General features: G+C 55.3%; 28 protein-coding genes and 1 pseudogene. 14 read left to right on the forward strand and 15 right to left on the reverse strand.

Annotation, left to right across the window (positions count from 1 at the left end):
* Nucleotides 1-95 precede the first annotated feature (95 nt).
* From QWY83_RS01480 to QWY83_RS01495, 4 genes are all read left to right on the forward strand, one after another.
* Nucleotides 96-854 carry a DUF6478 family protein gene (locus QWY83_RS01480; protein WP_249946790.1) on the forward strand — a complete coding sequence of 253 codons (759 nt, stop codon included), beginning with the start codon at nt 96-98 and terminating at the stop codon, nt 852-854.
* Nucleotides 855-868: 14 nt separating this feature from the next.
* Nucleotides 869-1,234, forward strand: a complete 366-nt coding sequence (locus QWY83_RS01485; RefSeq protein ID WP_249946791.1) for a hypothetical protein — start codon at nt 869-871, stop codon at nt 1,232-1,234.
* A 72-nt stretch (nt 1,235-1,306) separates the two neighbouring features.
* Nucleotides 1,307-3,328, forward strand: a complete 2,022-nt coding sequence (locus QWY83_RS01490; RefSeq protein WP_249946792.1) for an NADPH-dependent 2,4-dienoyl-CoA reductase — start codon at nt 1,307-1,309, stop codon at nt 3,326-3,328.
* Between the two features lie 158 nt (nt 3,329-3,486).
* Entirely contained in the window at nt 3,487-4,392 is a 906-nt protein-coding gene (locus QWY83_RS01495) for a LysR family transcriptional regulator (protein WP_067547198.1), read from the forward strand.
* 31 nt (nt 4,393-4,423) lie between these two features.
* Here QWY83_RS01495 and QWY83_RS01500 read toward each other — a convergent pair whose 3' ends face one another.
* Entirely contained in the window at nt 4,424-5,320 is an 897-nt protein-coding gene (locus tag QWY83_RS01500; RefSeq protein ID WP_249946793.1) for a cation diffusion facilitator family transporter, read from the reverse strand.
* A 67-nt stretch (nt 5,321-5,387) separates the two neighbouring features.
* Here QWY83_RS01500 and QWY83_RS01505 point away from each other — a divergent pair, with 67 nt between their 5' ends.
* The gene (locus QWY83_RS01505; RefSeq protein WP_249946794.1) at nt 5,388-5,819 is read left to right on the forward strand and encodes a MerR family transcriptional regulator; all 432 of its coding nucleotides are present in this window, start codon (nt 5,388-5,390) and stop codon (nt 5,817-5,819) included.
* Here QWY83_RS01505 and QWY83_RS01510 read toward each other — a convergent pair.
* From QWY83_RS01510 to QWY83_RS01525, 4 genes and pseudogenes are all read right to left on the reverse strand, one after another.
* Nucleotides 5,802-6,728 (reverse strand): OmpA family protein, encoded by a 927-nt coding sequence (locus QWY83_RS01510; protein ID WP_249946795.1) that lies wholly within the window; start codon nt 6,726-6,728, stop codon nt 5,802-5,804. The genes QWY83_RS01505 and QWY83_RS01510 overlap by 18 nt on opposite strands.
* A complete protein-coding gene (locus QWY83_RS01515) occupies nt 6,725-7,291 on the reverse strand; it encodes a peroxidase-related enzyme (RefSeq protein ID WP_290245261.1) in 567 nt (188 codons plus the stop codon). Before QWY83_RS01515 ends, QWY83_RS01510 begins: the two co-directional genes overlap by 4 nt.
* Nucleotides 7,292-7,321: 30 nt before the next feature.
* A pseudogene (locus QWY83_RS01520) lies at nt 7,322-8,014 on the reverse strand (GNAT family N-acetyltransferase); the annotation flags it as partial.
* Nucleotides 8,011-8,733, reverse strand: coding sequence for a competence/damage-inducible protein A (locus QWY83_RS01525; RefSeq protein ID WP_249946796.1), 723 nt, complete (start codon nt 8,731-8,733; stop codon nt 8,011-8,013). The gene QWY83_RS01525 and the pseudogene QWY83_RS01520, both read right to left, overlap by 4 nt.
* Before the next feature lie 41 nt (nt 8,734-8,774).
* Between QWY83_RS01525 and sfsA the strand changes: the two genes are divergently transcribed.
* The 3 genes from sfsA (at nt 8,775) to QWY83_RS01540 (ending at nt 11,571) form a co-directional block, all read left to right on the forward strand.
* Nucleotides 8,775-9,485 carry a DNA/RNA nuclease SfsA gene (gene sfsA, locus QWY83_RS01530; protein ID WP_249946797.1) on the forward strand — a complete coding sequence of 237 codons (711 nt, stop codon included), beginning with the start codon at nt 8,775-8,777 and terminating at the stop codon, nt 9,483-9,485.
* Between the two features lie 59 nt (nt 9,486-9,544).
* Nucleotides 9,545-10,357, forward strand: coding sequence for a type I methionyl aminopeptidase (map, locus tag QWY83_RS01535; protein ID WP_082959376.1), 813 nt, complete (start codon nt 9,545-9,547; stop codon nt 10,355-10,357).
* 167 nt (nt 10,358-10,524) lie between these two features.
* Nucleotides 10,525-11,571, forward strand: a complete 1,047-nt coding sequence (locus QWY83_RS01540) for a TRAP transporter substrate-binding protein (RefSeq protein ID WP_249946798.1) — start codon at nt 10,525-10,527, stop codon at nt 11,569-11,571.
* 43 nt (nt 11,572-11,614) lie between these two features.
* Here QWY83_RS01540 and QWY83_RS01545 read toward each other — a convergent pair whose 3' ends face one another.
* From QWY83_RS01545 to QWY83_RS01555, 3 genes are read right to left on the reverse strand one after another with little or no spacing between them, the layout of a single operon-like run.
* Nucleotides 11,615-12,256 carry an HAD family hydrolase gene (locus tag QWY83_RS01545; protein ID WP_249946799.1) on the reverse strand — a complete coding sequence of 214 codons (642 nt, stop codon included), beginning with the start codon at nt 12,254-12,256 and terminating at the stop codon, nt 11,615-11,617.
* Nucleotides 12,253-12,816, reverse strand: coding sequence for a 16S rRNA (guanine(966)-N(2))-methyltransferase RsmD (gene rsmD / locus QWY83_RS01550; protein ID WP_249946800.1), 564 nt, complete (start codon nt 12,814-12,816; stop codon nt 12,253-12,255). The genes QWY83_RS01545 and rsmD overlap by 4 nt, the downstream gene beginning before the upstream one ends.
* On the reverse strand, nt 12,813-14,027 hold the full coding sequence (locus QWY83_RS01555; RefSeq protein ID WP_249946801.1) for an NAD(P)/FAD-dependent oxidoreductase: 1,215 nt from the start codon (nt 14,025-14,027) through the stop codon (nt 12,813-12,815). The genes rsmD and QWY83_RS01555 overlap by 4 nt, the downstream gene beginning before the upstream one ends.
* Nucleotides 14,028-14,113: 86 nt before the next feature.
* Between QWY83_RS01555 and QWY83_RS01560 the strand changes: the two genes are divergently transcribed.
* Complete coding sequence (locus QWY83_RS01560; RefSeq protein WP_249946802.1) at nt 14,114-14,602, forward strand: peroxiredoxin; 489 nt, start codon at nt 14,114-14,116, stop codon at nt 14,600-14,602.
* Between the two features lie 37 nt (nt 14,603-14,639).
* Here QWY83_RS01560 and QWY83_RS01565 read toward each other — a convergent pair whose 3' ends face one another.
* Genes QWY83_RS01565 through QWY83_RS01585 form a run of 5 tightly spaced genes read right to left on the reverse strand, consistent with a single transcriptional unit; the run spans nt 14,640 to nt 18,165 of the window.
* Entirely contained in the window at nt 14,640-15,485 is an 846-nt protein-coding gene (locus QWY83_RS01565) for a mechanosensitive ion channel family protein (RefSeq protein ID WP_249946838.1), read from the reverse strand.
* Nucleotides 15,485-15,751: a 4a-hydroxytetrahydrobiopterin dehydratase gene (locus QWY83_RS01570; protein WP_249946803.1), complete on the reverse strand. Its 267-nt coding sequence runs from the start codon at nt 15,749-15,751 to the stop codon at nt 15,485-15,487. Before QWY83_RS01570 ends, QWY83_RS01565 begins: the two co-directional genes overlap by 1 nt.
* Nucleotides 15,751-16,923 carry a GNAT family N-acetyltransferase gene (locus QWY83_RS01575; RefSeq protein ID WP_249946804.1) on the reverse strand — a complete coding sequence of 391 codons (1,173 nt, stop codon included), beginning with the start codon at nt 16,921-16,923 and terminating at the stop codon, nt 15,751-15,753. Before QWY83_RS01575 ends, QWY83_RS01570 begins: the two co-directional genes overlap by 1 nt.
* Nucleotides 16,924-16,954: 31 nt before the next feature.
* Nucleotides 16,955-17,704: a glycerophosphodiester phosphodiesterase family protein gene (locus tag QWY83_RS01580; protein ID WP_249946805.1), complete on the reverse strand. Its 750-nt coding sequence runs from the start codon at nt 17,702-17,704 to the stop codon at nt 16,955-16,957.
* A complete protein-coding gene (locus QWY83_RS01585) occupies nt 17,704-18,165 on the reverse strand; it encodes a RidA family protein (protein ID WP_105235967.1) in 462 nt (153 codons plus the stop codon). The genes QWY83_RS01580 and QWY83_RS01585 overlap by 1 nt, the downstream gene beginning before the upstream one ends.
* 263 nt (nt 18,166-18,428) lie before the next feature.
* Between QWY83_RS01585 and QWY83_RS01590 the strand changes: the two genes are divergently transcribed.
* The 3 genes from QWY83_RS01590 to QWY83_RS01600 are packed head-to-tail and all read left to right on the forward strand — an operon-like array spanning nt 18,429 to nt 20,103.
* Complete coding sequence (locus tag QWY83_RS01590; protein WP_249946806.1) at nt 18,429-19,163, forward strand: MlaA family lipoprotein; 735 nt, start codon at nt 18,429-18,431, stop codon at nt 19,161-19,163.
* Nucleotides 19,163-19,756, forward strand: a complete 594-nt coding sequence (locus tag QWY83_RS01595) for an MlaC/ttg2D family ABC transporter substrate-binding protein (RefSeq protein WP_249946807.1) — start codon at nt 19,163-19,165, stop codon at nt 19,754-19,756. The genes QWY83_RS01590 and QWY83_RS01595 overlap by 1 nt, the downstream gene beginning before the upstream one ends.
* Nucleotides 19,756-20,103: a hypothetical protein gene (locus QWY83_RS01600; RefSeq protein ID WP_105235965.1), complete on the forward strand. Its 348-nt coding sequence runs from the start codon at nt 19,756-19,758 to the stop codon at nt 20,101-20,103. Before QWY83_RS01595 ends, QWY83_RS01600 begins: the two co-directional genes overlap by 1 nt.
* Before the next feature lie 18 nt (nt 20,104-20,121).
* Here the strand turns inward: QWY83_RS01600 and QWY83_RS01605 are convergent, their stop codons facing one another.
* A complete protein-coding gene (locus QWY83_RS01605; RefSeq protein ID WP_249946808.1) occupies nt 20,122-21,177 on the reverse strand; it encodes a saccharopine dehydrogenase in 1,056 nt (351 codons plus the stop codon).
* Nucleotides 21,152-21,796, reverse strand: coding sequence for a histidine phosphatase family protein (locus tag QWY83_RS01610; protein WP_249946809.1), 645 nt, complete (start codon nt 21,794-21,796; stop codon nt 21,152-21,154). Before QWY83_RS01610 ends, QWY83_RS01605 begins: the two co-directional genes overlap by 26 nt.
* Nucleotides 21,797-22,072: 276 nt before the next feature.
* Here QWY83_RS01610 and QWY83_RS01615 point away from each other — a divergent pair, with 276 nt between their 5' ends.
* Nucleotides 22,073-24,043: an AMP-binding protein gene (locus QWY83_RS01615; RefSeq protein WP_249946810.1), complete on the forward strand. Its 1,971-nt coding sequence runs from the start codon at nt 22,073-22,075 to the stop codon at nt 24,041-24,043.
* A gap of 15 nt (nt 24,044-24,058) precedes the next feature.
* Nucleotides 24,059-24,877 (forward strand): ABC transporter ATP-binding protein, encoded by an 819-nt coding sequence (locus QWY83_RS01620; RefSeq protein ID WP_105235962.1) that lies wholly within the window; start codon nt 24,059-24,061, stop codon nt 24,875-24,877.
* The last annotated feature ends 6 nt before the right edge of the window (nt 24,878-24,883 follow it).

A 24,883-nucleotide genomic window follows, 5' to 3' on the forward strand; every position in this document is an offset into this window, starting at 1 on the left:
TTTCAACAAAAGTGCCGACTGTGGCTTGACGGCATGACCCAACTCGGGGGATTGTCGGCATGGTTGTGCCAAGACAAAAGGGACATTCGGGCAGGATGAACCTGATCGACAAATTCATGATGCGCCGCCTGATGCGCTATTTGGCGCAGATGGTCAAAGACGCGAAGACCAGCAAACTGGACTTGGTGCGGCGGCGGCTGTTCTCGGCTCTCGAAGTGCGCGCACAGATGGATGAGTTCATCTATGTCGCGAACGAACGTCTTGCTTTGCCGATGATCGGAGCAAACCGGTTTCCGACCCCTCGTGGCACGGATTGGGCGTGGCGCCCGCAATTGTGGCGTGGTCCTTTGGGCGTCAAAGGCATGGCCTCGGCACCGTCTAAGACGATGATTGGCGAAGAGGTCACGCTCTATCACGATTGCCAAATTAGCGAACTGACGCTCCGCCAATTGCGCAATACTCGCGAAGCCGATCTTGCCCCTTACGGTTTGCGTATGGATGTTTTCAAATTTGACGGCACCTATCTGAGCCTCGCCATCGATTTTCCAGATGAGGCCTGCCACGGCCTCACGATGAAGCATCTTGTCCGCTGTGACCCGATTATCGAGACGGAAAAGCCGCTCGAGATTTTTGCGCGATTGAACATCAAGCACGGCCCCAACGTTGAACAGATTGTCCGCGAACTGCCGTTGGGGACGAGCAGCCAAATGGTCGAGTTTGATCTTGGGTATTCAAAGCTCAATGAGAAGCGGATCGAGAAAGTTTGGATGGACCTCATTTTCGAAGGCCCGTCTATGAATCAGGTAACGGTACGTGACCTCACGCTCTGCCGTTATCCTCGTGCTGAATTCTAATCAAAGGGACCGCGATGAGAACTCCAGCCCTGACAAAAACCCGCTTGTTCGAAGGCGTCTGGGAAGGCGTCTTAACTGTCTCGACACAAACAGCGCCGTCCATTGTTGTTACGCATCTGGCGCGTGAGATTTCTGGCGTTGACGTGACTGGTGCCGAAGGCGGCTGGGTCGTCCGCGTTCCTGTGCCTGCGGATGTGCTGAGCGATGGCGTGCAGACCTTTATCATCGCAGACAGAGATAGCGGTGAAACCCTCGCTACCTTTTTCATTATCTGCGGCGAACCCGTTGCTGAAGATATTCGTGCAGAGTTGGACCTCTTGCGGGCCGAGCTCGACCTTTTGAAAAAAGCGTTCCGTCGTCATTGCGTAGAAACGATGTAATTCGGTGACGCCGCGTTGTAGGTGACGCGCTGGGAAAGTCGCTGCATTGTGCCCCCGAATAGGGAGGCCACTATGACGAAATATCCGCACCTGCTTGCTCCACTTGATCTGGGATTTGTGACCCTAAAGAACCGCGTTCTGATGGGGTCGATGCATACGGGTCTGGAGGAGACCAAGGATTGGAACCGCGTTGCCGAGTTTTACGCAACACGGGCGCGGGGCGGTGTGGCTCTGATGGTCACAGGTGGCATGGCCCCAAACAAAGAGGGCGGTGTTTTCCCCGGTGCGGCGGGCCTATTCACTGACCAAGACATCGCAAACCATCGTATCGTGACGGACCGTGTGCACGAGGCAGATGGCAAAATCGCAATGCAGATCCTTCATGCGGGGCGTTATGCCTATGGACCAGACTGTGTGTCTGCTTCTGCGATCAAATCTCCTATTTCGCCTTTTCCTCCTAAAGAGATTGATGAGGAAGGGATCGAAAAACAGATCGCCGATTTCGTAACCGCCGCGACCCGCGCCAAAGAAGCGGGCTATGATGGGGTCGAGGTGATGGGGTCAGAGGGGTACTTCATCAACCAGTTCCTCGTCTTGCATACCAATAAGCGCACGGATCGCTGGGGCGGGGACTATGAGAACCGTATGCGGCTACCCGTTGAGATCGTGCGCCGCATCCGCGAGGCCGTTGGGCCTGAGTTCATCATCATCTATCGACTGTCGATGATCGACTTGATCCCGAACGGATCATCCTTTGATGAGGTGATCCAACTCGCCAAGGCGATTGAGGTAGCCGGGGCAACGATCATCAACACTGGGATCGGTTGGCACGAGGCTCGTATTCCGACGATCGCAACGAGCGTACCGCGCCGTGCTTTCTCTTGGGTCACGAAAAAGCTGATGGGTCATGTGAGCATCCCTGTCATCACATCGAACCGTATTAATACGCCCGACGTTGCAGAAGAAGTCTTGGCCGATGGGTGCGCGGATATGGTGAGTATGGCGCGTCCGTTCCTCGCTGATCCGAATTTCGTTGCCAAAGCGGCGGCGGATCGGGCCGATACAATTGCGCCCTGTATTGCCTGCAATCAGGCCTGTTTGGATCATACCTTTGGCGGCAAGTTGAGCAGTTGCTTGGTGAACCCGCGTGCTTGTTTCGAGACAGAGTTGGTGGTTGCGACTGCAAGTGAGGCGAAAACGATCGCTGTGGTCGGCGCTGGTCCTGCAGGACTATCAACTGCTTTGACGGCCGCCGAACGTGGGCACAAGGTCACTATTTTTGATCGCAGTGACCGTTTGGGCGGGCAGCTCAATCTCGCAAAACAGGTTCCCGGTAAAGAAGAGTTTCATGGCCTCGTCGATTGGTTTGGTACTGCGGTTGCCGAAGCGGGCATTGAACTACGTTTGAATGAAACGGCTACCGTCGATACGCTGCGGTCATTTGATGAGGTCGTCATTGCAACGGGCGTTGTCCCGCGTGATCCAGAAATTGAAGGTCAGGATTTGCCGCATGTTTTGTCTTACATCGACGTCCTTCGGGGGGCCGAAGTAGGTAAAAAGGTTGTTGTCATCGGTGCAGGTGGCATCGGTTTTGATGTCTCGGAATTCCTTGTCACTGGTGAAAGTCCGACCGTAGACCTGCCAGAATGGTTGCGCGAATGGGGCGTGACGGACCCGTCGGAACAGCGGGGCGGTCTCGCCCCCGAAGGCCCGCAGCCTGATGCCGCAATCCGCGACGTGACCCTTCTGCAGCGTAAGGCCGAAAAGCCAGGGCGCCGTTTGGGTAAAACGACGGGTTGGATCCATCGTGCCACGCTCCAGATGAAAGGCGTCACGATGAAGGGCGGTGTAAACTACGAACGCATCACGCACGAGGGTATCTGGGTGTCGACGGGTGAAGCTCGTCAAAACCCAACACTGATCCCATGTGACAACGTTGTCTTGTGCGCTGGGCAGGTGTCCGAAAGGTCTCTGGCGGATGCGTTGGAAGCCGAAGGGATTCCCTGCCATGTTATTGGTGGCGCGGATGTTGCGGCGGAATTGGACGCAAAACGGGCAATTGACCAAGGCACGAGATTGGCTGCAACCCTCTGATTTCACAAAGTATGATCTACCCGATCGGCCCCGCGGACTATTCCTATGCATTAGGAATTGTCCGCGAAAATCCCCGATATTGTCCGCTCATGGCCCAGATTGTGCCCGATTTGGCGACGATACCATGAGCCTAGGAATTAGTATCAAAGGGTCGAGTAATGGATCGCCTTACCGAAATGGAAGCCTTCGCCACTGTCGTGGATCAGGGCGGTTTTACGGATGCCGCCAAAAAGATGGGGATTTCGAAATCCGCTGTCTCGAAGCACGTATCCGCACTCGAAGCTCGCCTTGGCGCGCGCCTTCTGAACCGAACGACGCGTCGTGTTAGTCCGACTGAGATTGGTCTAGCCTATTACGACCGCGCCCGCCGCGTTCTCAACGATGCTGGCGAAGCGGATTCACTCGTCACCTCGATGCAATCTGCGCCGTCAGGTCTGTTGCGGATATCTGTGGCTACCGATTTCGGTGTGAACCACCTGTCGCCAATCTTAGGTGAGTTCCTGCAGGAATTCCCTGACATCACCGTCAATATGGTGCTGAACAACCGTTATGTAGAGCTGATCTCCGAAGGCTTTGACATGGCGATCCGTATTGGTGAGCTAGAAGACAGTACACTTCGGGCACGCAAGCTGACGGAAACCAACCGTCGCATGATCGCATCACCGCATTACTTCCAGAAATACGGTCGTCCGCAAAAGATTGATGATCTGAACGATCACAAACTGCTTCACTATTCGAACCAAGCAAACAGCGCGGTTTGGAAGATCACAGCGCCAAGCGGTGAGAAGCGTCAGGTTCGGACTGCGGGTTGGCTCACTGTGAATGATGGCCAATCGCTTTTGAACGCTTGTGTGTCGGGCCTTGGCATCGCGTACCTGCCGTCGTTCCTTTATGCAGATGCGATGAAGCAGGGCCTCGTTGAAGAAGCCATTCCCGATCTGCCTGTCGAAACCCAAGGCATTTACGCCGTCTACCCGCCAGGCCGTTTTACCCAACCGAAGGTGCGCGCGTTCATTGATTTCCTCGTGCACGCCTATGCGGAAAAAGGGCCAGATAGCTGGTAATTTGCTATACAAGTTGATCCATTCAGCGGCGTCAGGGGCAAACCTCTGGCGCCGTTTCCAATTCCAGTGTCACAATTTCGATCCCATGAACCTCATGAAGCGTCGTGCGGATGTTCTGCCTGATCCAAGCGACATTCCCCCATGCACTTTGTGCGATAACGATATGGGCGGTGAGTGCGGTTTCGTGTTCTTGGGCGGACCAGAGCTTCAGGTGATGGAGGTCGCTCACGCCCTCTACCGCCATGATCGTTGTCTTCACGTTTTGGGGTGACAGATGCTCTGGCGTGCCGAGCATTAGGATGCGGATCACGCCTCCCATTTCGCCCGATGCCATCCACAGAATATACGCCGCGATGAGCAACGTGATCGCAGGGTCAATCCACACCCAGTCGAAAACGAGAATGGCTATTCCCGCAACGATGACGGCAACGGACCCCAATGCATCGGCGACGTTATGCAGGAACGCAGCACGGATATTCACGCTGTCTTTTGCCATGTGAAACGTCAGCCGAGCGGTCACGAGGTCAATCACAAGCGCAAGGCTGGCTAAACCTACAACCAACCAGCCATCAACGTGCTGGGGATCCAGAAATCGCATGACCGCCTCAAAAGCCAGCCACAGCCCGACGAGGATCAGCGAGGTGTAATTTATCAACGCGGCTACGACTTCAGCGCGTCCGTAGCCAAAGGTCATGATGTCATCGGCGGGCCGACGGGCGATCTTGCGTGCGAAGAACGCAATGAACAGCGAAAGTGCGTCTGATAGGTTATGAAGGGCATCTGCGATAAGGGCGAGGCTGCCCGATAGAATGCCGCCAATGATCTGAGCCACCGTGAGCAATATGTTCACACCGACGGCCAGCGCCATACGGCCATCACCGGATTTGGGATCAATGTGATGGTGATGATGGTGGTGAGAATGGGCCATTTTATACCTTGAAATACTTGTCTCCTTCCATCCTAATTCCTCTAGTCACTAGAGGTTCAAGGGTAAAATGTACTCCATCGGCGAATTATCAAAACGCACGTCCGTAAAGGTCCCAACCATCCGATATTATGAGGAAATCGGCCTGATAGAACCGTTCGATAGGACGTCAGGAAATCAGCGGCGCTACGATGCTGAAGGTGTGCGTCGGTTGACGTTTATCAAACACGCGCGGGATTTGGGGCTGCCTCTAGATGCCGTGCGCGACTTGATCGCGATGGAGGATACGCCGGGGCGGCCCTGCGCAGAGGCCCATGCGATTGCGCGAACACATCTGGATCATATCCGTGAACGCATTGCCCGCCTACAGCGGCTAGAAGCGGAACTAGCGCGGATCGCGATGACCCATGATCATGGGACTAGTGAGACTTGTGGGGTGCTAGAAGCTCTCGGCGACCATCACGGTTGCTCGACGGATCACGGTTTACTCGGTAGAGAGTAGTACAGCCTCAACGCGCCGATTGGCTTCGCGTCCCTCGGCAGTCAGGTTGGATGCGATCGGGGCCAAATACCCCGTTCCATCCGCTTCGAGTTGGGTCGCGGGCACGCCATAAGCTTCGATAAGGCGAGTCTGGACCGAGGTTGCACGCTGTCGGGACAGGGCAATGTTCCCCTCAAGTGAACCAGAGCTGTCGGTGTGGCCAACCAAAGCAATCCTTCGATCTGGGTTTTGGAGCAGATAGTCCGACAGGGTCGCGAGGCTTTCAAACGGCCCCGGCCCGAGGGTCGATGACCCGCTTTCAAACCGAAGATCAGCGAGCGCCACATGCCCTGTATTTTCCAAAATTGCTGCCAAACCCTCTTCGGTTGGGGCCGCTAATTCAGGTAAAACCGATTGAATCGTTTCTGTTGTCGCATCAGCCAATGGTGCTTCACCAGCCCCAACGCGTGTGATCTGCACAAACCCTGCTGCTGCTGTTTTGCTGATAACAAGAGCGACCGTGTCCGAAGGGCCTGTGGCGGCGATATATCGAAAATCACCCAAATCGACGCGCATATCGGGCGGAGCCGCGACATCGATAGCAAAGCGGAAATCGAAGCCGCCGCAATCTTCGGTGCGGCATTCATAAATCACGTCATAGCCTTCGGCGTCCAACTGCTGCCTGAAGGGTGACAGGATTTGGAGCGTTGTTAGCCCAGCGGCATCAATCGTCCACACCTCTGTCGTGACGGTGCCATCAATGATCTGCATTGGCACGGATTGACCATCCCAGGGACCCGTTGCGATGTTAAAGCTCTGAAGTGGGGTGTCCACCAGAGCGGTCCGCGACGCATTCGCAGGCATATCTATCGTCAACGCCAAACCGAACGTCGGACTACACAACAGAACGAAAGATAAGAAACGGATCATCGGGCCTGCGAATGGTATTCGTCGTTAGGACGCATGTCGGTGGCCGAAGCGATCCGGTTGGTCATGTTAAAGAAGCCAGCGACCGACGCGATGTCCCAGATGTCACGGTCTGTAAAGCCAGTATCGCGAAGGGCTTGGCGATCGCGCTCGGTTACCTTGGCGCTGGAAACGGTGATGAGTTCGGCAAATTCCAGCATCGCGGTTTGCCGCGCATCCAAATCTGCCGCACGCCAGTTCATGACGAGCATTTCGCCCAAGATTGGATTGCCTGACAATTCGCGAACGGCAGCACCATGTGCAGTTAGGCAGTAGAAACATTTATTCACCGATGACACGACAACCGCGATCATCTCACGCTCTAACTTGCTGAGGCCAGAGGCGGCGAGCATGATGTCGTTATACATGCCGGTAAACGCATTTAGCTTATCAATATCAAATGCATAGGCTTGCAGGACGTTAGGGATCATACCCAGTTTTTCCTGACAAATATCGAAATATTTCTGAGTTGCCTCGGGCAGCGGATTGACCATTGGCAGGTCGAGCGCGGTCGGTTTTTTTGTCACGGTATACTCCGGCAGAATTCTGTAGTGGTAGTGTCCCACAACGTCGAACCCGAGGGAAGCATAGAGCGCGTTTGCCCCCACATTTGCCTCGGTCACGACCAAGGCAAAATGGGTCGCACCGTTTTCGCGAGCCCAGAACGCCATCGCGCGGATCATGTGGGCGGCTAATCCCTGACGGCGGAACCGCTGCGCAACTTCGAGCGCATGGAACATTGCGATGCCGTTGCAGATCCCGACATAGGCCGTGCCTGCCGGAGTATCGTCTAGACGCCCGAGGATAGTAGTCTTCTGGCAATCGGCTCGTTCCATCACGGCAAGGCGGGCCGGCCCAATTCCACCCTCTGCCCAGATGTCAGCTTGGATCGCTAAGGCAGGCCAAACTTCAAAGGTTGTGACAGGGGGCGGACGATGCGTGGCGATCCGATCAATCGGCGCGGCGTAGAGCGTCACTGGATCCTTGATCCGATACCCTTTGCCCGCCAGAATCGTGTCAAAATCAGCCTCCCCGTCGCGTATCATGAACTGGCATGGTTGCCCCAGTGCGCGCATCGCATCTTCAGCAAGGGGTAGGTCTGCTTCGCCAGCAGGCCCCGTTGCGGCAGAAACACGGCTCCCGCCACCTTGGCCTTCGCGAATTATAAAAGGGCCGACGGTGGTGCGATTGGCAGAGGGCCACGTATTTTCAATGACGTCATAGAGTTCGGCGGCTGTAGGGTTGCTCATGCTTGAAACAGTCCTGCGAGTTTGACGATTGCCTGATCGACGCGTGCACCGTCCGAGCCACGTATCACGATATTTGACCCGTGAACGCCATCGATGATGAACGGATAAGAGCCGATGGAAAGGTCAGAGAATTCGGCGGCCAATTCCGAGAGCGGCCCCGCAATGGTCCCTTCACCCTGATTGATCCGGTAGGTTTGGGATAGCAATGGCGCACCGCCAGTCAGTGATGGCAGGACGGAGGCCACCATGGCTTGAAAGACTGAGGGAACCCCTGCCATGACGTGCACGTTCCCGAGGCTGAACCCAGGCGCCGTTGAGACAGGGTTTTCGATAAGGCAGGCCGTGTCAGGAATGCGAGCCATGCGTTGGCGGGCTGCGTTAAATTCTTGCCCGCGCGCATCGTAGTGCGCTTTGAGCAGGTCATAGGCATCCTGACGAATGTCGATCCCGACGCCAAACGCTGCTGCAATACAGTCGGCCGTGATGTCATCATGCGTTGGCCCGATGCCGCCAGAGGTAAAGACGGATCCATATGTTTCACGCAATGCATTGACCGCAGAGATGATCGCCTCGCGGTCGTCAGAGACAACGCGGACTTCTTTTAGGTCGATGCCGACTTCGGTCAGCCGCCCAGCCAGATAGTGCATATTGCTGTCGCGGGTGCGCCCTGACAGGATTTCATCTCCAATGATAAGAATGGCGGCAGTTGGGTTTGGCATCGGCTTCTCCATATCCTTCAGAATGGGTATAGAACTGGACTATGCAGTTTTCCACACCATTGATCCCCGCTCGCCTCATCCGCCGCTATAAACGGTTCCTCGCGGACTGTCGTTTGGAGGATGGGCGTGAGGTCGTGGCACATTGCGCCAACCCCGGTAGCATGATGGGCCTTGCGAATGAGGGGAGCAAGATATGGCTCGAACCCAATGACGACCCCAAAAAGAAGCTGAAATATGGTTGGCGTCTCGTGGACCACGAGAACGGACATTTCGCGGGCGTTGATACTTCGGTTCCGAACCGTGCGTTGAAAGAGGCGCTCGAAAAGCGCGAGATTGCGGCGCTTTCGGGTTACACGGTGGTCAGGCCTGAAGTGAAATACGACGAAAATAGCCGGATCGATTTTCTATTGTCTGGCGATGGCGTGAGAGACGCTTGGGTTGAGGTCAAATCGGTTACGCTGTCCCGACAGACGGGACTAGCCGAGTTTCCCGATAGCGTGACTGCGCGCGGGGCAAAGCATATGGGGGAGCTGGCTAAAATGGCAGAGGCAGGAGACCGCGCCATTGTTTTGTTTCTCGTTCAGAGAACAGATTGCGACCGCATGGTGCCAGCTGCCGATATCGACCCCAAATACACAAACGCGCTGAGCGATGCGGTAGCAGCTGGCGTCGAGGTCATCGCGCTTTCGACCCGCATTTCACCAAAAGGTGTCGAGATCGCGGGCGAGATCCCGTTTTCGCTGTCAGTCTGAGGTCTGGCCCTTTTCGGGGAAGGCTAATAAAGAGGTCAGCAGAAACAAGGAGACTGACTGTGACCGAAGATCTGCGTGGACGACTGACCAAAGACGGAATTCGCATTTATGAAGATGCCGATTTTGCTGGTATGCATGCGGCGGGCAAGGTTGCAGCACAGATCCTTGATGACATCATTCCTTTCATCCAGCCGGGTGTGACGACCGCCGAGCTCGACGCAAAGATTACCGAAATGGTGAACGACAGCGGCTCGACCTCGGCTACGATTGGTTACAAAGGCTACCAGCACGCCAGCTGTATCAGCATGAACCACGTTGTTTGCCACGGTATCCCGAGCGAGAAGAAACTCAAAGACGGTGATATCCTGAACATCGACGTGACCGTGATCGTTGATGGTTGGTTTGGCGATACGAGCCGCATGTATGTTGCGGGTTCGATGTCGCGTAAGGCAGAGCGTCTGATCCAAGTCACTCACGACGCGCTGATGTTAGGCATTGAGGCAGCGAAACCGGGTAATCGCTTTGGCGACATCGGTCACGCGATCCAGAGCTATGTTGAGAGCCACCGTATGTCCGTTGTGCGCGACTTCTGTGGTCATGGCTTGGGACGTGTTTTCCATGCTGCGCCGAACGTGCTGCACTACGGTCGTCCGGGAACTGGGCCGCTTCTCGAGGAAGGCATGTTCTTTACCATCGAGCCGATGGTGAACCTTGGTCGTCCTGAGACCAAAGTGCTCGCTGATGATTGGACTGCTGTGACCCGTGATAAATCGCTGTCTGCGCAGTTCGAACATTCGGTCGGTATCCGCGCAGATGGTGCAGAAATTTTCACGCTCTCACCCTCGGGGAAATTCCACCCAACTTACCTCTGATCGGTAGGGGGGGTGCCTCTGCTTTTCAATCGTTTGGTAAAATAAAACTTGCGGACGGTTGCGCTAAACCATTTGCATCACCTTGCAATTTTAAGGTGCAAGGCATAGGTGAAGGGTGTCGCTAGCGGCGGCATCCCCCTGACATTCATCATCTTAGGAGGTCTGAAATGACCCTAAAGAGTGCTGCGTTTGCAGCTGTGATGGGCTGTGCGGTGACGCCTGCTGTAGCCCAAGAATACACCCTACATTTTCAACACTTCGTGTCGCCGCTTTCGGCGAACCCGACCTATTTCATGGAGCCGTGGGCAAAAGCGATCGAAGAACAATCGGGCGGTCGCCTCAAGATCGTCTTGCACCCGTTCATGGAATTGGGTGGTGCCGCGCCAGAAATGTACGACATGATTGCTGATGGCATCGTGGATGGCGGCTGGGTGATCCCCGGATATGAGGCTGGCCGTTTCCCCGAAGCTGAGGCGCTCGAATTACCTTTCATGACGACCAAATCGGCGGAAGAAGCCTCTGCCGCTGCGTGGGAGTATACGCAAGAGTTCCTGTTGGACGACTTTGCAGATGTTCATCTGATCGCCGCGCACATGCATGGGCCAGGGCTGGTGCACAAACGTGGCCCGCTGATTGAAACGGTTGAAGACTTCAACGGCCTGACGCTCCGCGGGCCGACCCGCACGGCGACGATGCTGTTGGAAAAATTGGGTGCAACAGCGGTTGGTATGCCCGTGCCTGCGTTCCCTGAGGCGCTTGCGAAGGGCGTCGTTGATGGCGGTGCGATCACGTGGGAGCAATCCCCGTCGCTAAAGCTTGATGAATTGACGGACAGTCATTCGGATGTCGCTGGCGATCACGCGCTCTACAACCTCTACTTCTTGTGGGCGATGAACCAGGACGTCTACGATAGCCTGCCTGCTGACCTTCAGGCGATCATCGACGCCAACTCTGGTCTCTATGCGAGCCGTTGGGCGGGTTACGCGCACGACACAGGTGATGCGCTGGGCCGCGAGATTATGGCTGCCGCAAACGACATTGGCGAAATCAGCGAGACGGAAACCGCACGTATGATTTCACTGGGTGACGAGGTCGTTGTGGAATGGATCGCAGAAATGGATGCCAAGGGCTTTGATGGCGCGGCATTGGTCGAGGCAGCACGGTCCGATGTTGCTGCAGCGGCAGGAACCAAAGGCGCTTTTGTTCAGAACTGACTGCGTCTGTAATTGACGAAAGGGGCCGCGCTTGCGGCCCTTTTTATTTGACCAGCCGTGCGTGAAGGTCTGCCATCGAATAGGCGATATCGACCCCAAGAGGTTCGAGCTTATCTGCTCCCCCATGTTCAGAATAGCCGATAAACTGGGTTCCTGCCGCGACGGCTGCGCCTGCCCCAGCGGTGCTGTCGTCGATCATGAAGGTACGCACTGGCGATGCGTTCGCTTGCTTCATCGCTGCGACCAACATACCCGCTTTGGGCTTCGGTTCTTGAACGTGGCCTGAATACATACGGTCTTTGAGGCGATCGAAAAGCCCGTATGGCGAGAGGGTCACGCGCATTTTGTCGATGGCTCCGTTAGACGCGATGGCGATGCGGGTGCCTTGTGCTTCGAGCGCGTCAAAGAGATCAATCACACCGTCCGAAAGCGGAACACCTTGGCCCAAGACTTCGAACATTTCGGCATAGAGATCGCTGACCCAATTGTCAGGCAGTGTCAGCCCACGTTCACGTCCTGCCCGATGAATGTCATGCAGCGTCTGCCCCACAAACAGTTCATGAACTCCAGCTTTGTCCAATGGAAACCCAAAGCCAGTGAGGTTCTTCGCGATTGCGTCACAGGTCGGACCTTCACTGTCGACGATCACACCGTCGCAATCGAAAATAACCAAATCAGGTATCATAACTGTCTTTCGAGAATAGAAATATACGTGTCGCCATACCGTCTTTGATCTAAAAGCGCAAAGTCAGCAGGTGTGACCTGCGGTGCGTTTTCTTCCCAAACGATGATGGCATCATCGGCGATCCAACCGCCGTTCAAGGCCGCGTCGAGGGCTTTCTGGCCCATCGCCTTTCCATAGGGCGGGTCGAGAAAAACAAGTTGAGCGGGCTCGCCAACATTGGGGCCCAGCTTTGTCGCATCGCGTCCGATGAGCGTGCAATCAGACGAACGTTTTAGCTTGGCGATATTCTCGCGGATGAGCTTTTGTGCGACGCGGCCATCATCGACAAAGGTAACATGGGCTGCGCCGCGTGACAGGGCCTCAAGCCCCAATGCGCCGGTGCCCGCAAACAGATCTAGGACACGTGCGTCCTCAATTGGATCTCCAAATTTTCCGCCAAGTAGGACGTTGAACAAGCTTTCGCGAACGCGATCCGTCGTCGGCCTAAGGTGCGCGCCTGCGTCCCCTTTGCCGACAGCGGCGAGGGCGTGACCTCTATGCGCTCCGCCAATGATCCTCACTTCAACAGTGCCTTCAGGTCGGTCGTTTCATCGACCATGACCTCGGGCGCGGGTGATTTTCCGGCTTCGATGAGGCGTTTGCCGACCATGTAGTCTCGGCCTGCGTTGATGGCGTCGACGGCGATGAGGGTGTCGCCTTGGTAGTACCAGTGGACGCGGGCGTCGGGGGTGTCGGCGTAGGTTTTGACGTGGACGGCATCGTAGCCGATGTTGAGGCCCGCGATCTGCAGTTTCACGTCGTATTGGTCCGACCAGAACCACGGTTTAGGAATGTAGTCGACCGATCCGCCCATCATGTTTTTGGCGACGACCTCGGCTTGATCGATGGCGTTGCCGACGCTTTCGATGCGCAGGCGCTGGCCTTTGAAGGTCAGGTTCGCGCAGTCGCCTGCGGCCCAGATATGCGGAACGGTCGTGCGGCCATGGGCGTCGGTGTCGATGCCGTTCGAACAGGCAGCGCCCGCGGCCTCGGCGAGGATGGTTGCGGGCATAATCCCGACGCCAACAATCGCAAAATCAACGTCGAGTTTGGTGCCATCCGAGAGAACCGCACCCGTCACGCGGTCGGTGCCCACCAGATGATCGAGGCCGACGCTTTCGACGATGTTCACGCCACGTTGGGTGTGGAGATCGCGGAAGTAATCAGAGGTCTCAGGACAGGCCACGCGCTGCAAAATGCGCGGCGCCATTTCAACGAGGGTGACCTCGCAGCCCTTTTTTGCGGCAACGGCGGCGGCTTCGAGGCCGATATACCCGCCCCCAATGACCAAGAGCTTGCGGCCCGCCGTGAACTCTGGCGCCATGGTGTCCGCGTCCTTGAGGTCACGAACCGTGTAAACACCGTCCAAATTTCCACCAATCGCCGAAGGCAGCGTGCGCGGGTGTGACCCCGTGCAGATCGCCAATTCGTCATATGCCATCTCGACCTCACCCTGCAGGGTGATGGTCTTAGCCTCAGCGTTCACACCCACAACGCGGGTGTCGAGCATCAGGTCGATGTTGTTCTCCGCATACCACTCAGGCGCACGAAGCAAGAGGCGGGAGAGCTCCATTTCACCAAGCATATAAGCCTTGGACAGAGGCGGACGCTGATAGGGATGGACAGGCTCTGCCCCGATCAAGGTGATCTTTCCCTCAAACCCATCGGCCCGCAAACGCGCAACAAGCGTTGCACCCGCTTGGCCTGCGCCAATCACGACAAAATGTTGCATCGCTGCCTCCGATTTCTATGGTCTCTTTTTAAGCGGAGCCTATATCTTAGCGCGTGCTGCATGCAATTCAGAACAGGGGAAATAACATGTCGATTTCGGTAGGGGATAAGCTTCCTGAGGCAACTTTGTTGCGTATGGGCGAAAACGGGCCAGAGCAGGTTGCTCTGTCGGGGCTTACTGCTGGCAAAAAAGTTGTAATTTTCGGTTTGCCGGGTGCCTACACAGGCACATGTTCGACCGCCCACGTGCCGAGCTTTGTTCGCAACAAGGCGGCGCTGGACGAAAAGGGCGTCGATGCCGTGATTTGTGTGTCCGTGAACGATCCATTCGTGATGAAAGCATGGGGCGAAGCGACGGGTGCGACGGCAGCAGGTTTGCATTTCTTGGGTGACGCGTCGGCTGAGTTTACCAAAGCGATCGGGCTTGACTTCACGGCCCCACCGGCAGGTTTCTACGATCGCTCCAAACGGTACACGCTATTGGCTGAAGATGGTGTTGTGAAAATCCTCAACCTCGAAGAAAGCCCGGGGGTTTGCGAGTTGTCGGCGGCTGAAACGCTTCTCGACCAGCTGTGAAATGACAAAACGGCGGGGATTTCCCCGCCGTTTTCATTTAAGCCTGATTGTTCAGAACTGTTCGTGTCGGGAATGGAATGTCGATGCCAGCTTTGTCCAGCGCTTCCTTCACCTGACGCTTCATGTCGGCCTGATATTGGAAGTAGTCGCTCGATTTCACCCAAACTCGGCAGAGGAAATCGACTGAAAAATCGCCCAAATTATTGACCTGAAGGAACGGTACAGGGTCAGCCAGTGATCGTGGGTCGGCTAGAATGGTATCGCGGATCACCTGTTCAGCCAGTTTCAGATCAGCCCCATAGCCGACACCGAAAATCCACTCTGCGCGACGTGTTTGGTTAACCGAGAAGTTGGTGATCGTGTTTCCCCAAACTTGCGCGTTGGGCACGATGACCTGAACGTTTCCAGCGTCGGCAAGCTCTGTGTAGTTCAAGGAAATGTCTTTGACGGTGCCAGACACGCCGCTCACTTGGACAAAATCGCCGATCTTAATCGGGCGGAATAGGATGATCATTACGCCCGCGGCTACGTTCGATAGCGTTCCCTGAAGGGCCAAGCCAATTGCCAAACCTGCCGCACCGATTAGAGCAACGAGCGATGTTGTCTGGATGCCGAATGTGTTCAGGACAAAGAGGGACGCAAATGCGAGGATCAAGTAACGCACGATGTTGCCCAAGAAGTTGAACAACGTGACATCAAGATGTTTGTTTCGGCCACCGATCGCAACGATACGCCGCCGTACCCAGCCCGACAGCACAAACCCCAACACGATGATCAGTACGACTGAGAGGATATCCCCAGCGAGGCCCGCGACGAATTCGAGTGTTAGGTAGTCAGCAATGGTTTTGCCGTTGTAGATTTCGGTTTGCAGCAGGTCTTGCATCATCGTCCTTCAAGTTCTTCCATTTTTTCGGCCAGCTTGATGTCCTTCTCCGTCAGACCGCCAGCATCGTGTGTGGTGAGTTTCACAACCACCGTTTTGTAAGAGTTAGACCATTCGGGGTGATGATTCCACTTTTCCGCCCAAAAAGCGGCGCGGGTCATGAAACCAAAGGCGTCGACAAAGTTGCGAAACACGAATGTTTTTTGGATCGCAGTGCCATCATCGGTCTTCGTCCAGCCTTTGGCGGCAAGGGTGGTGATGTCCATTAATCTTGCTCCTCGATTGTCGTGGATTTGAATGGTCCGTAATCCGTCAGGATCTCTATTTCTTCGTCGATAAGCTGACGTTCATGATCTAGAAAATCTGACACGGCGGCGCGAAACGATGGATTTGCGATCCAGTGAAGGGAATGTGTCGGGTTCGGTAAATACCCGCGCGCCAGTTTGTGTTCACCCTGCGCCCCTGCTTCGACTCTCAGACCGTGGGCGATCGCGTAGTCGATGGCTTGATAGTAGCAGAGTTCGAAATGAAGGCAGAGGTGATGTTCGGTGCAACCCCAGTAGCGGCCAAAGAGGGTGTCGCGACCGATGAAGTTCAGTGCACCAGCGACAGGGCGGTCATCGGATAGAGCAAGTACCAGCAGTATTTCGTCCCTGAGTGTATTATGGGCGATGTCGAAAAACGCGCGAGTCAGATAGGGCGATCCCCATTTGCGACTGCCTGTGTCTTGGTAAAACCGCCAGAAATAGTCCCAGTGTTCGGCCTGTATCTCATCGCCCGTGAAGCTTTTGATCTCACCACCGAACCTTTGCGCCTGTTCGCGTTCTTTGCGGATCGCTTTGCGTTTGCGGCTGGAGAGGTCGTTCAGAAAATCGTCAAAGCTGTCATACCCGCGATTTTCCCAATGGAACTGCTGTCCAACACGGTGGAGCAATCCCATTGATTGACCCGCGATGGCCTCGTCCTCAGTGCAAAACGTGACGTGCATGGATGACAGACCATTGTCGGAAGCCAATTGAACCGTGCCTTGTATCAAAGCCGAGAGTGCCTCTGCCTCATAGCCCGCTCTTGTTAGGAACCGCCGACCTGTGGCGGGGGTAAACGGCACCGCGATTTGGAGCTTTGGATAATACTGACCGCCCGCCCGTTGCAGCGCATCGGCCCAGCTGTGGTCAAAGACATATTCCCCTTGAGAGTGACTTTTGACGTAGAGCGGTGCGACGCCGATGATCTGGTCTGCTTTGGTCGCGACAAGGTATCGTGGGTCCCATCCTGTCCCGCGCCCAACCGAACCGCTCAGTTCTAAGGCTGACAGAAACCGATGCGTTGTGAATGGATCAATAGGGCGGCCACCAGACGGATTTGCGCAGGCATCCCAGTCCTCTGCTGGGATGTCGGCGATGGCGCTTCTCATTGATATTTCAATCACGTCGGTCATGGCTACAAAACTGTGCGGCCTGTTCGCGTGGTCAAGCGAGATACCCTTCGAAAGTGATGTTATCCGCGATTTGGCGAGCGTTTTTTTCCTCTTCGGTGGAACGGATCGTCCAGCACACGATTTTTGCCCCCATTTCGGCCAACTCCGCTACGCGCTTGGCGTCCAATTCGTCGTGCTGATGACTAATGAAACAAGCGCCTGCCGTTTCATAATCGGGGATCAACGCAAGCCGCTCTCGTGTGACCTTGGGGATCGTTGGCCAATCTTCGGAAACATAATTGCAAGTGGTTAGGCCGCGAGGAATATCGGGCAAGACAGTCGCCATATGGGCCACGGAATGTGGGTTGAACGACATGACCGCCACGGGGCCTTTGTAGTCCTTCAACAACGCCGCAGTGGCGTCTTCCAACGGGCCGACTTTGGGGCCAAGCGCGCCATCCTGATCCTTAATCTCGATCAACAGGGGCACACGGCCAGACACCTGCTCAAGAACCTCTTCAAGGGTCGGAATAGTGTCGGTGCCACCTGCCAGGGTGATCTGTGATAGCTCGGCTGAGGTTCGTTGGGCGACTGCACCCGTTTCATTTGTCAGGCGGTTCAGCGCGTAGTCGTGAAAAACCATCGGCACGCCATCTTTGGACAGTTGGAGGTCGATCTCGATCCCGTAGCCCTTGTCGATGGCGGCCTGAATGGCGCTGGGGCTGTTTTCTACCCGACCGGCGGCTTTGTCGTGCAAGGCGCGATGAGCAATTGGGCGGGTCAGAAAATCAGCAGGCAGCATTATGCGATCTCGAATACAGCGTCGATTTCGACGGCGACGCCCAAGGGCAGCGCAGCAACGCCCACGGCCGAACGTGCGTGGCGGCCAATGTCACCCAGAGCTTCAACGAGGAAGTCAGAGGCGCCGTTCACGACCTTGGGCTGGTCATGGAAATCGGGGGCCGATGCGACGAAGGCGTTCAGTTTTACAACGCGCACCAGACGATCAATGTCACCACCGCAAGCTGCTTTTAGCTGAGCGAGGAGCGCAATCGCGCAGGTCTTCGCAGCCTTCGCGCCATCCTCGACCGACATGGTGTCACCCAGACGACCTTTGATCAGCCCATCAGGGCCGTTCGAGATTTGGCCAGACACATGGACGAGATTGCCCGACTGAACAAACGGGACATAGTTCGCAGCAGGAGCTGGTGCGTCGGGTAGGGTCACACCCAGTTCAGCGAGTTTGGTTTCGATGGTGCTCATGGTTCACTCCGGTCATCTGATTTGGCGTGACGCTAGCTTTGGTCGGGGCGGGGTGCAATCGCTCCGATGCGATAAGGCGCGTAAAACTGCCATTCTTTGGCTGACATGTTCACGTTACAGGATTGGTATGATAGTAAGGGTTATTGTCTCCTTTGGGTCACGGTTAGAGCGTAGTTTCTAGTGGGCTGTTGGATTGTTTAGATTGGCGCTATTTGGTGCCGTAAAGACGTGAAATCAGAATCGATAAGCCATTGACCAAGTTATTGACGATCACTGCCGTTTCGGCCTCGCTTTTCCTTGTTGCTTGTTCGCAAGCACCCGAAGGTGTTGCGATCCATGACCCCTACGAAGCAACGAACCGTAAGGTGCATGAATTCAACGTTGGACTGGACCGTGCCATTTTGCGACCCGCGTCCCGTGTGACCGCTGCGATGCCGATGGAGATCACTGGTCCCGTTACGAACTTTGCCGAAAATGTCGCTTTGCCTGGGATGATGGTAAACGGCGTTTTGCAAGGCGATATCAAAGGGTTCGGTACGAACTCGATGCGGTTTGTCGTGAACACGATCTTTGGCATCGGTGGTTTGTTTGATCCTGCGGATGCGATTGGCCTTTACGAAGAAAAGACGGACTTTGGCGAAACGCTGTCGGTCTGGGGTGTGCCTGAAGGCGCTTATGTTGAACTGCCCGCGCTCGGCCCATCGACTGAACGTGATGCTGTCGGTGAGTTGGTAGATTTCTTCATTAACCCACTGGGCAATTGGGTCCACGACGATGTGAAACCTTATCTCCCTGCTGCGCGTGCTGCGGATGTTGTGATCGCGCGGGGGCAGTTAGGGTCTACGATCGATTCCGTGTTGTATGAAAGCGCGGATAGTTACGCTCAGACACGGATTATTTACCTCGACAACCGTCGGTATGAGCTCGGAACTGTGGTACAAGACGCTTATATCGACCCATACGCCGACCCCTATTTCGATCCATATGAGGACCAGTAATGGCCACGCTTGTTACCCGTCGTTCCCTGTTTGCCGTTGCAGCCGCCGCAGCTGTTTTCCCTCATGCCGCATTCGCGTTAAGCACAGCGCAGGCGACCACATTGGTCGATGCACTGGTTGGCGATATCAATAAGGTCATCGGCTCTGGTAAATCCGAGGCAGCGATGATCTCGGATTTTGAGACGATTTTTGACACCTATGCAGATGTGCCGATCATCGCGCGGACAGCATTGGGTGCGGATTGGCGTCGCGCTACCGATAGCCAGCGCACGCGGTTTGTCACTGCATTCCGCAGCTACGTCGCATCGAAATATGGTCGCAGGTTCCGTGAGTTTATCGGTGGGCGTATCGAAGTGCGTGAAGCTGCCACCGTTCCGAACGGCGTTGAAGTACGCGCAATGGCAATCCTGCAAGGGCAATCGCCGTTCGAAGTGAGCTTTGTGATTTCTGACGGTTCTGGCCGTCCGAAATTCATCAACCTCTTTATCGAGGGGATCAACATGATCACCTCAGAGCGCACCGAGATCGGTTCGATGCTCGACCGCCGTCGCGGTGACATTGATGGTCTGATTTCGGATCTGGAGGCACTCTGATGCGGTGCGGCCTCATCGCCGCACTGATCATGTTGCCGATGGTAGCTGCGGCTAATCCTTTCGATGGCGTTTACCGTCAATTTGCGAATGCAGACTGTGGATTGGTCGGCGTCGACGGTGGTGCGCTTAGGATCGCGGACAACATCTTTTACGGCGTCGATATGGAGTGCCGCATGACCCATCCGGTTAATGTGGTTGACATGGATGCGACGTTGTTCACCATGCAATGTTCGGGCGAAGCAGACATTTGGACCGAACGCGCCATGATCATGGATGCCAAGGACACCAATGGTATCATCATGGTCTGGAACGGTTACGCGTTTAAATACGAGCGCTGCCCCGAATAGGGCAACGCCAGCCTCCTTTTAGAGATGTTCGTCGAAGGTCGCTTTTGCGCGGCCCCATACATCGTGGTCGATCTGGTCCAAGGTCGCGAGGTGAGCGAACAGCTGTCCCGCGTAATCCTCTGAACTTTCACGAGGCAGCAACGACGGAAGGTTGTCGATAGCCATAACGTCTAGCGGTGGATTGTTATGCACGCGGATGGTTGGCGCGTCCCAAGTGGTCGTGCGATCGTAGACCTTGATCGGTGAAAAATCACTGTCAGGATCACAAGCAATATCGCCAATCGCGCGGAGTTTGCGGGGATCGGTCGGTGTGCTGGCGGGCACAAAAACGGGCGTCCCCGGTCGTGCTAAAATGCAGTTAAAGAACAGATCGTGGTCGAGAATTTCGGGGAACGGGCCGCCGCTTGCTGTTTCAGCCATATCCCATTTTGTGACGCTAATGCCCGCAGCCTCGCAGAGTGCTGCAGCACCAGACCCAACGCGACCCAACGCGCCAATGATCAACGCTGTCGTTGGGCGTCCATTCAGTGCATCGCGCACCGTATTCGCCATGTTTGTCGCACTCGAAAATGTGGTGACGGGCGCACACTCAGCAGGTTGCGCAGCGAGGGCAAGAGCAGTGACAGCTGCCCCTGCGTAGCCAGCCCAATAGCCAAATGCCGCCACACGACGACCATCCTCGAAAGTGAGGTATTCTAGGTCATAGAGCGTGCCGCCGCCTGCATTAAAACGATCCAGTAGAACACGCCCAGAAGGCTGACCCTTGTAGGCGTGTCCGAACATGATGTGGCGATGCCGTAGCGGCGTGCCCGTTTCGGGTAACTCTTTTAGCCCAAAAATGATCGCATCGCTCGGGGCGGTTTCCCACGACCCTTCGGGCGCGATGTCGCAGCCAGTGTCGCGGTAATCCGAAATTGGAATGACCCGCTGAGTGCTTTCCTCGACCGTGACTTTGAACCCTTTGGCCAAGAGTTCAGCAACCCCATTTGGGGTAATGCCAACTCGTTCTTCGTTCTGGCGCTGCTCGGCGCGGACCCAAAGATGGACGTTAGAAATGAGTTCGGGCGTGGGCACGAGACGAGGCCTCCAAATGGGGAATAGAATTAAACCCTGCTAGGATAGGCCCGACCGGCGAGACATGCACGCGGTGAATTGACGTATTGAAGATCGGAAGCGTCATGTAGGCCATTCGCCGTGGATCGAGGTCGAGAAGGTGCCGCATGATCATCGCAATCACTCCGCCCGATGTGACGCAGAGCACGTTACGACCTGGCTGGAGCGCTTCATCCAGAATGCCGCTGACCCGATCTTCGAACGATTTAAAGGTTTCGTTGCCCATGATTTCCGCGCGATGCCACGCCTCCATCACTTGTGGGACATGTTCAGCGAACCCATCACCGTCGGGCATCGGGACGCCGTGAACGTCTTCCATGGCACGACCGAGGTTGAAATAATCCATCTCGTTCAGTCGGGGATCAATCAGCGGATCAGCAAACCCCATACCCGCAGCGGTTTCTTTGTGACGGCGAAGGCTCCCCGCGATGACCTGATCAAAGGCTTCACCTTGAGCGCTGAACCAATCACCTAGCCATTCGGCTTGCTGATGGCCAAGTTCCGATAGTCGGTCATAGTCTTCTTCTGTTTTCGCGTGCGAATTGGCCTGTCCGTGGCGAATAAAGGTGATCGTGCCCATAAAAATCTCCGTACTCTGAAACGGAGGGGTAGGGGGCAGGCCTGCGAATGGCAAGTAAAGCTTCGGTAACAGTGGAATGTGGTAAACCGATTTACCGCAACGTAAATAATTCAAATAACCATGTAAAATAGGGCTATTACGATGAATTGGAAATTAAATGAACGCATGTTCAAAAAAACTAATTGACGGAACCGACCTCTCCGTTTCAGTATCCTAACAAGACTCGGCCAAAGTGTCGGGCACGCTGGAGGGAGACCAGCGAAGGGAGGATAATCTGTGACGAAATCATCTGCGCCTAGCGGGGCGCCGATCAATGTCCCGCAACTACTTGCACGGAACGTGGCTCGGTTCCCGAACAAAGCCGCCTACCGTGAAAAAGAATTCGGGATCTGGCAAAGCTGGACTTGGGCACAAGCTGCCGAAGAAATTGAAGCAATTGCGATGGGCCTATTGGCTCTTGGCCTGAACAAGGGCGACTATGTTGCTCTTATCGGTCGAAATCGCCCCGCGTTCTATTGGTCTATGGTCGCAATCCAGAAGTGTGGGGCGGTTCCCGTTCCGCTCTATCAGGATGCTGTGGCCGAAGAGATGGCCTATGTTCTCGAGCACTGCGGTGCACGTTTTGTGATCGTTGGCGATCAGGAACAGGTCGACAAGGTTCTTGAAGTTCAAGAAACCGTCCACGGGATCGATGAGGTTATCTACCTCGATAAACGTGGGATGCGTAAGTATGACCATACCCACATGAACGCGTTGGATGACGTTGCCGCCGAAGGGCGCGCGGGTCACCACCGTTTCGAAGCCATTTTGAAAGAGCGTGAAGCAGAGCTGGATTATGACAGCACCTGCGTGATGCTTTACACTTCGGGCACCACGGGTAAGCCGAAGGGTGTGGTTCTGTCGAACCGCAACATTATCGAAACATCCAAAAACAGCGCTGATTTCGACCATCTAAAAGCAGACGATGAAGTGCTCGCTTACCTGCCGATGGCTTGGGTTGGTGACTTCATCTTCTCGATCGGTCAGGCCATGTGGACAGGGTTCTGCGTGAACTGCCCAGAGAGCGCTGAAACCATGATGACCGACATGCGTGAAATCGGGCCGAGCTACTTCTTCGCTCCGCCGCGCGTGTTCGAAACTCAGCTAACGAACGTTATGATCCGCATGGAAGATGCGGGCGCCCTGAAGCGTAACATGTTCAAGCGCTACATGGACGTTGCGCGTCGCGTCGGTCCTGCGATCTTGGATGGCAAGCCTGTTAGCATTGGCGATCGTTTGGCCTATGCGCTGGGCAATATCTTTGTCTATGGCCCGCTGAAAAACACGCTCGGCTTTAGCCGCGTTCGTGTTGGCTACACCGCAGGTGAAGCGATCGGTCCAGAGATTTTCGATTTCTACCGCTCGCTCGGCATCAACCTGAAACAGCTCTACGGTCAGACCGAAGCGTCGGTGTTCATCACGCAGCAGCCCGATGGCGAGGTTCGTTCCGACACTGTTGGTGTTCCGTCTCCAGGTGTTGAGATCAAAATCGCTGACAATGGTGAAGTGTTCTACCGTTCACCGGGTGTCTTCGTAGAATACTATAAGAACGCAGACAGCACCGCAGACACCAAGGATGCGGAAGGCTGGGTCGCAACTGGCGATGCAGGCTTCTTTGAAGATGGCTCTGGTCACTTGCGTATCATCGACCGCGCGAAAGACGTTGGTAAGATGGCTGACGGGTCTATGTTCGCGCCAAAGTTTGTTGAGAACAAACTGAAGTTCTACCCGAACATCCTTGAGGCCGTTGTCTTTGGTAACAACCGTGATCGCTGCGTTGCCTTTATCAACATCGACCTCACGGCTGTTGGTAACTGGGCTGAACGCAACAACATCGCTTATTCGTCCTATCAGGAATTGTCGCAGCACCCGAAAGTGCTTGAGATGATCCGCGAGCACGTCGAAGAAGCGAACGCGAGCGTTGCGCAAGACCCGATGCTGGGTGGCTGTCAGATCCACCGCTTCCTTGTTCTGCATAAAGAACTGGACGCAGATGATGGTGAACTGACCCGCACACGTAAGGTGCGCCGTCGGATCATCGAAGAGAAGTTCGATGACCTGATCACGGCTCTCTACGACAACAAAGACAGCATCTATACCGAAACCGAAGTCACCTACGAAGACGGCCGCAAAGGCAAGATCAAGGCAACGCTCGATTTGCGCGATGCTAAGGTCCAGCCGGTCGCTCGTGCGATGGCAGCAGAATAAGAGGGAGGAGAGATCATGTTGGATGATACGGAATCCTATGTAACCGCTGACGGCCGCACGATTGGTGGTGTTGTTCTTGACCTCAAGAGCATCACCCTGCGTTTCGGTGGTGTTGAAGCGATCAAAAACATCAGCTTTGACATTCGCGAAGGCGAGATCCGCGCGATCATCGGCCCGAACGGCGCTGGTAAGTCGTCCATGCTGAACGTCATCTCGGGCTTCTATGTCCCGCAAGAGGGCGAAGTCTGGTTCCGCGGCGAGCGTCGCCCCCAGATGAAACCTTATCAGGTTGCACAGCAGGGCATCGCACGTACCTTCCAGAACATCGCTTTGTTCGAAGGTATGTCGGTTCTCGACAACGTTATGACTGGTCGTCTGAACAAGATGAAAACGGGTCTTTGGTCTCAAGCTCTCTGGAAGGGCAAGGCCGAGCGTGAAGAGAATGAGAACCGCGAAGCTGTCGAAAAGATCATCGACTTCCTCGAAATTCAGTCGATCCGTAAGACACCGGTTGGTCGTCTGCCCTACGGTCTGAAGAAACGAGTGGAGCTTGCTCGCGCATTGGCCGCTGAGCCAACCATTCTTCTACTCGACGAACCGATGGCAGGTATGAACGTCGAAGAAAAAGAGGACATGTGCCGCTTTATTCTCGATGTGAATGATGAATTCGGCACCACAATCGCGCTGATCGAACATGATATGGGCGTGGTTATGGACCTCTCTGACCGCGTCGTCGTGATGGATTACGGCCGTAAGATCGGTGACGGAACCCCCGATGAAGTTCGCAACAACCAAGATGTGATCGACGCCTACCTCGGCGTTTCGCATGACTAAGGAGAC

This window comes from Marivivens donghaensis (genome assembly GCF_030410045.1).
Taxonomy (GTDB): Bacteria; Pseudomonadota; Alphaproteobacteria; order Rhodobacterales; family Rhodobacteraceae; genus Marivivens; species Marivivens donghaensis.

What these genes read in the sequence shown, in the direction of transcription:
- QWY83_RS01480 (WP_249946790.1), top strand. Translation starts at nt 96, where the DNA reads ATGAACCTGATCGACAAATTCATGATGCGCCGCCTGATGCGCTATTTG.
- QWY83_RS01485 (WP_249946791.1), top strand. Translation starts at nt 869, where the DNA reads ATGAGAACTCCAGCCCTGACAAAAACCCGCTTGTTCGAAGGCGTCTGG.
- QWY83_RS01490 (WP_249946792.1), top strand. Translation starts at nt 1,307, where the DNA reads ATGACGAAATATCCGCACCTGCTTGCTCCACTTGATCTGGGATTTGTG.
- QWY83_RS01495 (WP_067547198.1), top strand. Translation starts at nt 3,487, where the DNA reads ATGGATCGCCTTACCGAAATGGAAGCCTTCGCCACTGTCGTGGATCAG.
- QWY83_RS01500 (WP_249946793.1), bottom strand. Translation starts at nt 5,320, where the DNA reads ATGGCCCATTCTCACCACCATCATCACCATCACATTGATCCCAAATCC.
- QWY83_RS01505 (WP_249946794.1), top strand. Translation starts at nt 5,388, where the DNA reads ATGTACTCCATCGGCGAATTATCAAAACGCACGTCCGTAAAGGTCCCA.
- QWY83_RS01510 (WP_249946795.1), bottom strand. Translation starts at nt 6,728, where the DNA reads ATGATCCGTTTCTTATCTTTCGTTCTGTTGTGTAGTCCGACGTTCGGT.
- QWY83_RS01525 (WP_249946796.1), bottom strand. Translation starts at nt 8,733, where the DNA reads ATGCCAAACCCAACTGCCGCCATTCTTATCATTGGAGATGAAATCCTG.
- sfsA (WP_249946797.1), top strand. Translation starts at nt 8,775, where the DNA reads ATGCAGTTTTCCACACCATTGATCCCCGCTCGCCTCATCCGCCGCTAT.
- QWY83_RS01540 (WP_249946798.1), top strand. Translation starts at nt 10,525, where the DNA reads ATGACCCTAAAGAGTGCTGCGTTTGCAGCTGTGATGGGCTGTGCGGTG.
- QWY83_RS01545 (WP_249946799.1), bottom strand. Translation starts at nt 12,256, where the DNA reads ATGATACCTGATTTGGTTATTTTCGATTGCGACGGTGTGATCGTCGAC.
- QWY83_RS01555 (WP_249946801.1), bottom strand. Translation starts at nt 14,027, where the DNA reads ATGCAACATTTTGTCGTGATTGGCGCAGGCCAAGCGGGTGCAACGCTT.
- QWY83_RS01560 (WP_249946802.1), top strand. Translation starts at nt 14,114, where the DNA reads ATGTCGATTTCGGTAGGGGATAAGCTTCCTGAGGCAACTTTGTTGCGT.
- QWY83_RS01565 (WP_249946838.1), bottom strand. Translation starts at nt 15,485, where the DNA reads ATGCAAGACCTGCTGCAAACCGAAATCTACAACGGCAAAACCATTGCT.
- QWY83_RS01570 (WP_249946803.1), bottom strand. Translation starts at nt 15,751, where the DNA reads ATGGACATCACCACCCTTGCCGCCAAAGGCTGGACGAAGACCGATGAT.
- QWY83_RS01575 (WP_249946804.1), bottom strand. Translation starts at nt 16,923, where the DNA reads ATGACCGACGTGATTGAAATATCAATGAGAAGCGCCATCGCCGACATC.
- QWY83_RS01580 (WP_249946805.1), bottom strand. Translation starts at nt 17,704, where the DNA reads ATGCTGCCTGCTGATTTTCTGACCCGCCCAATTGCTCATCGCGCCTTG.
- QWY83_RS01585 (WP_105235967.1), bottom strand. Translation starts at nt 18,165, where the DNA reads ATGAGCACCATCGAAACCAAACTCGCTGAACTGGGTGTGACCCTACCC.
- QWY83_RS01595 (WP_249946807.1), top strand. Translation starts at nt 19,163, where the DNA reads ATGGCCACGCTTGTTACCCGTCGTTCCCTGTTTGCCGTTGCAGCCGCC.
- QWY83_RS01600 (WP_105235965.1), top strand. Translation starts at nt 19,756, where the DNA reads ATGCGGTGCGGCCTCATCGCCGCACTGATCATGTTGCCGATGGTAGCT.
- QWY83_RS01610 (WP_249946809.1), bottom strand. Translation starts at nt 21,796, where the DNA reads ATGGGCACGATCACCTTTATTCGCCACGGACAGGCCAATTCGCACGCG.
- QWY83_RS01620 (WP_105235962.1), top strand. Translation starts at nt 24,059, where the DNA reads ATGTTGGATGATACGGAATCCTATGTAACCGCTGACGGCCGCACGATT.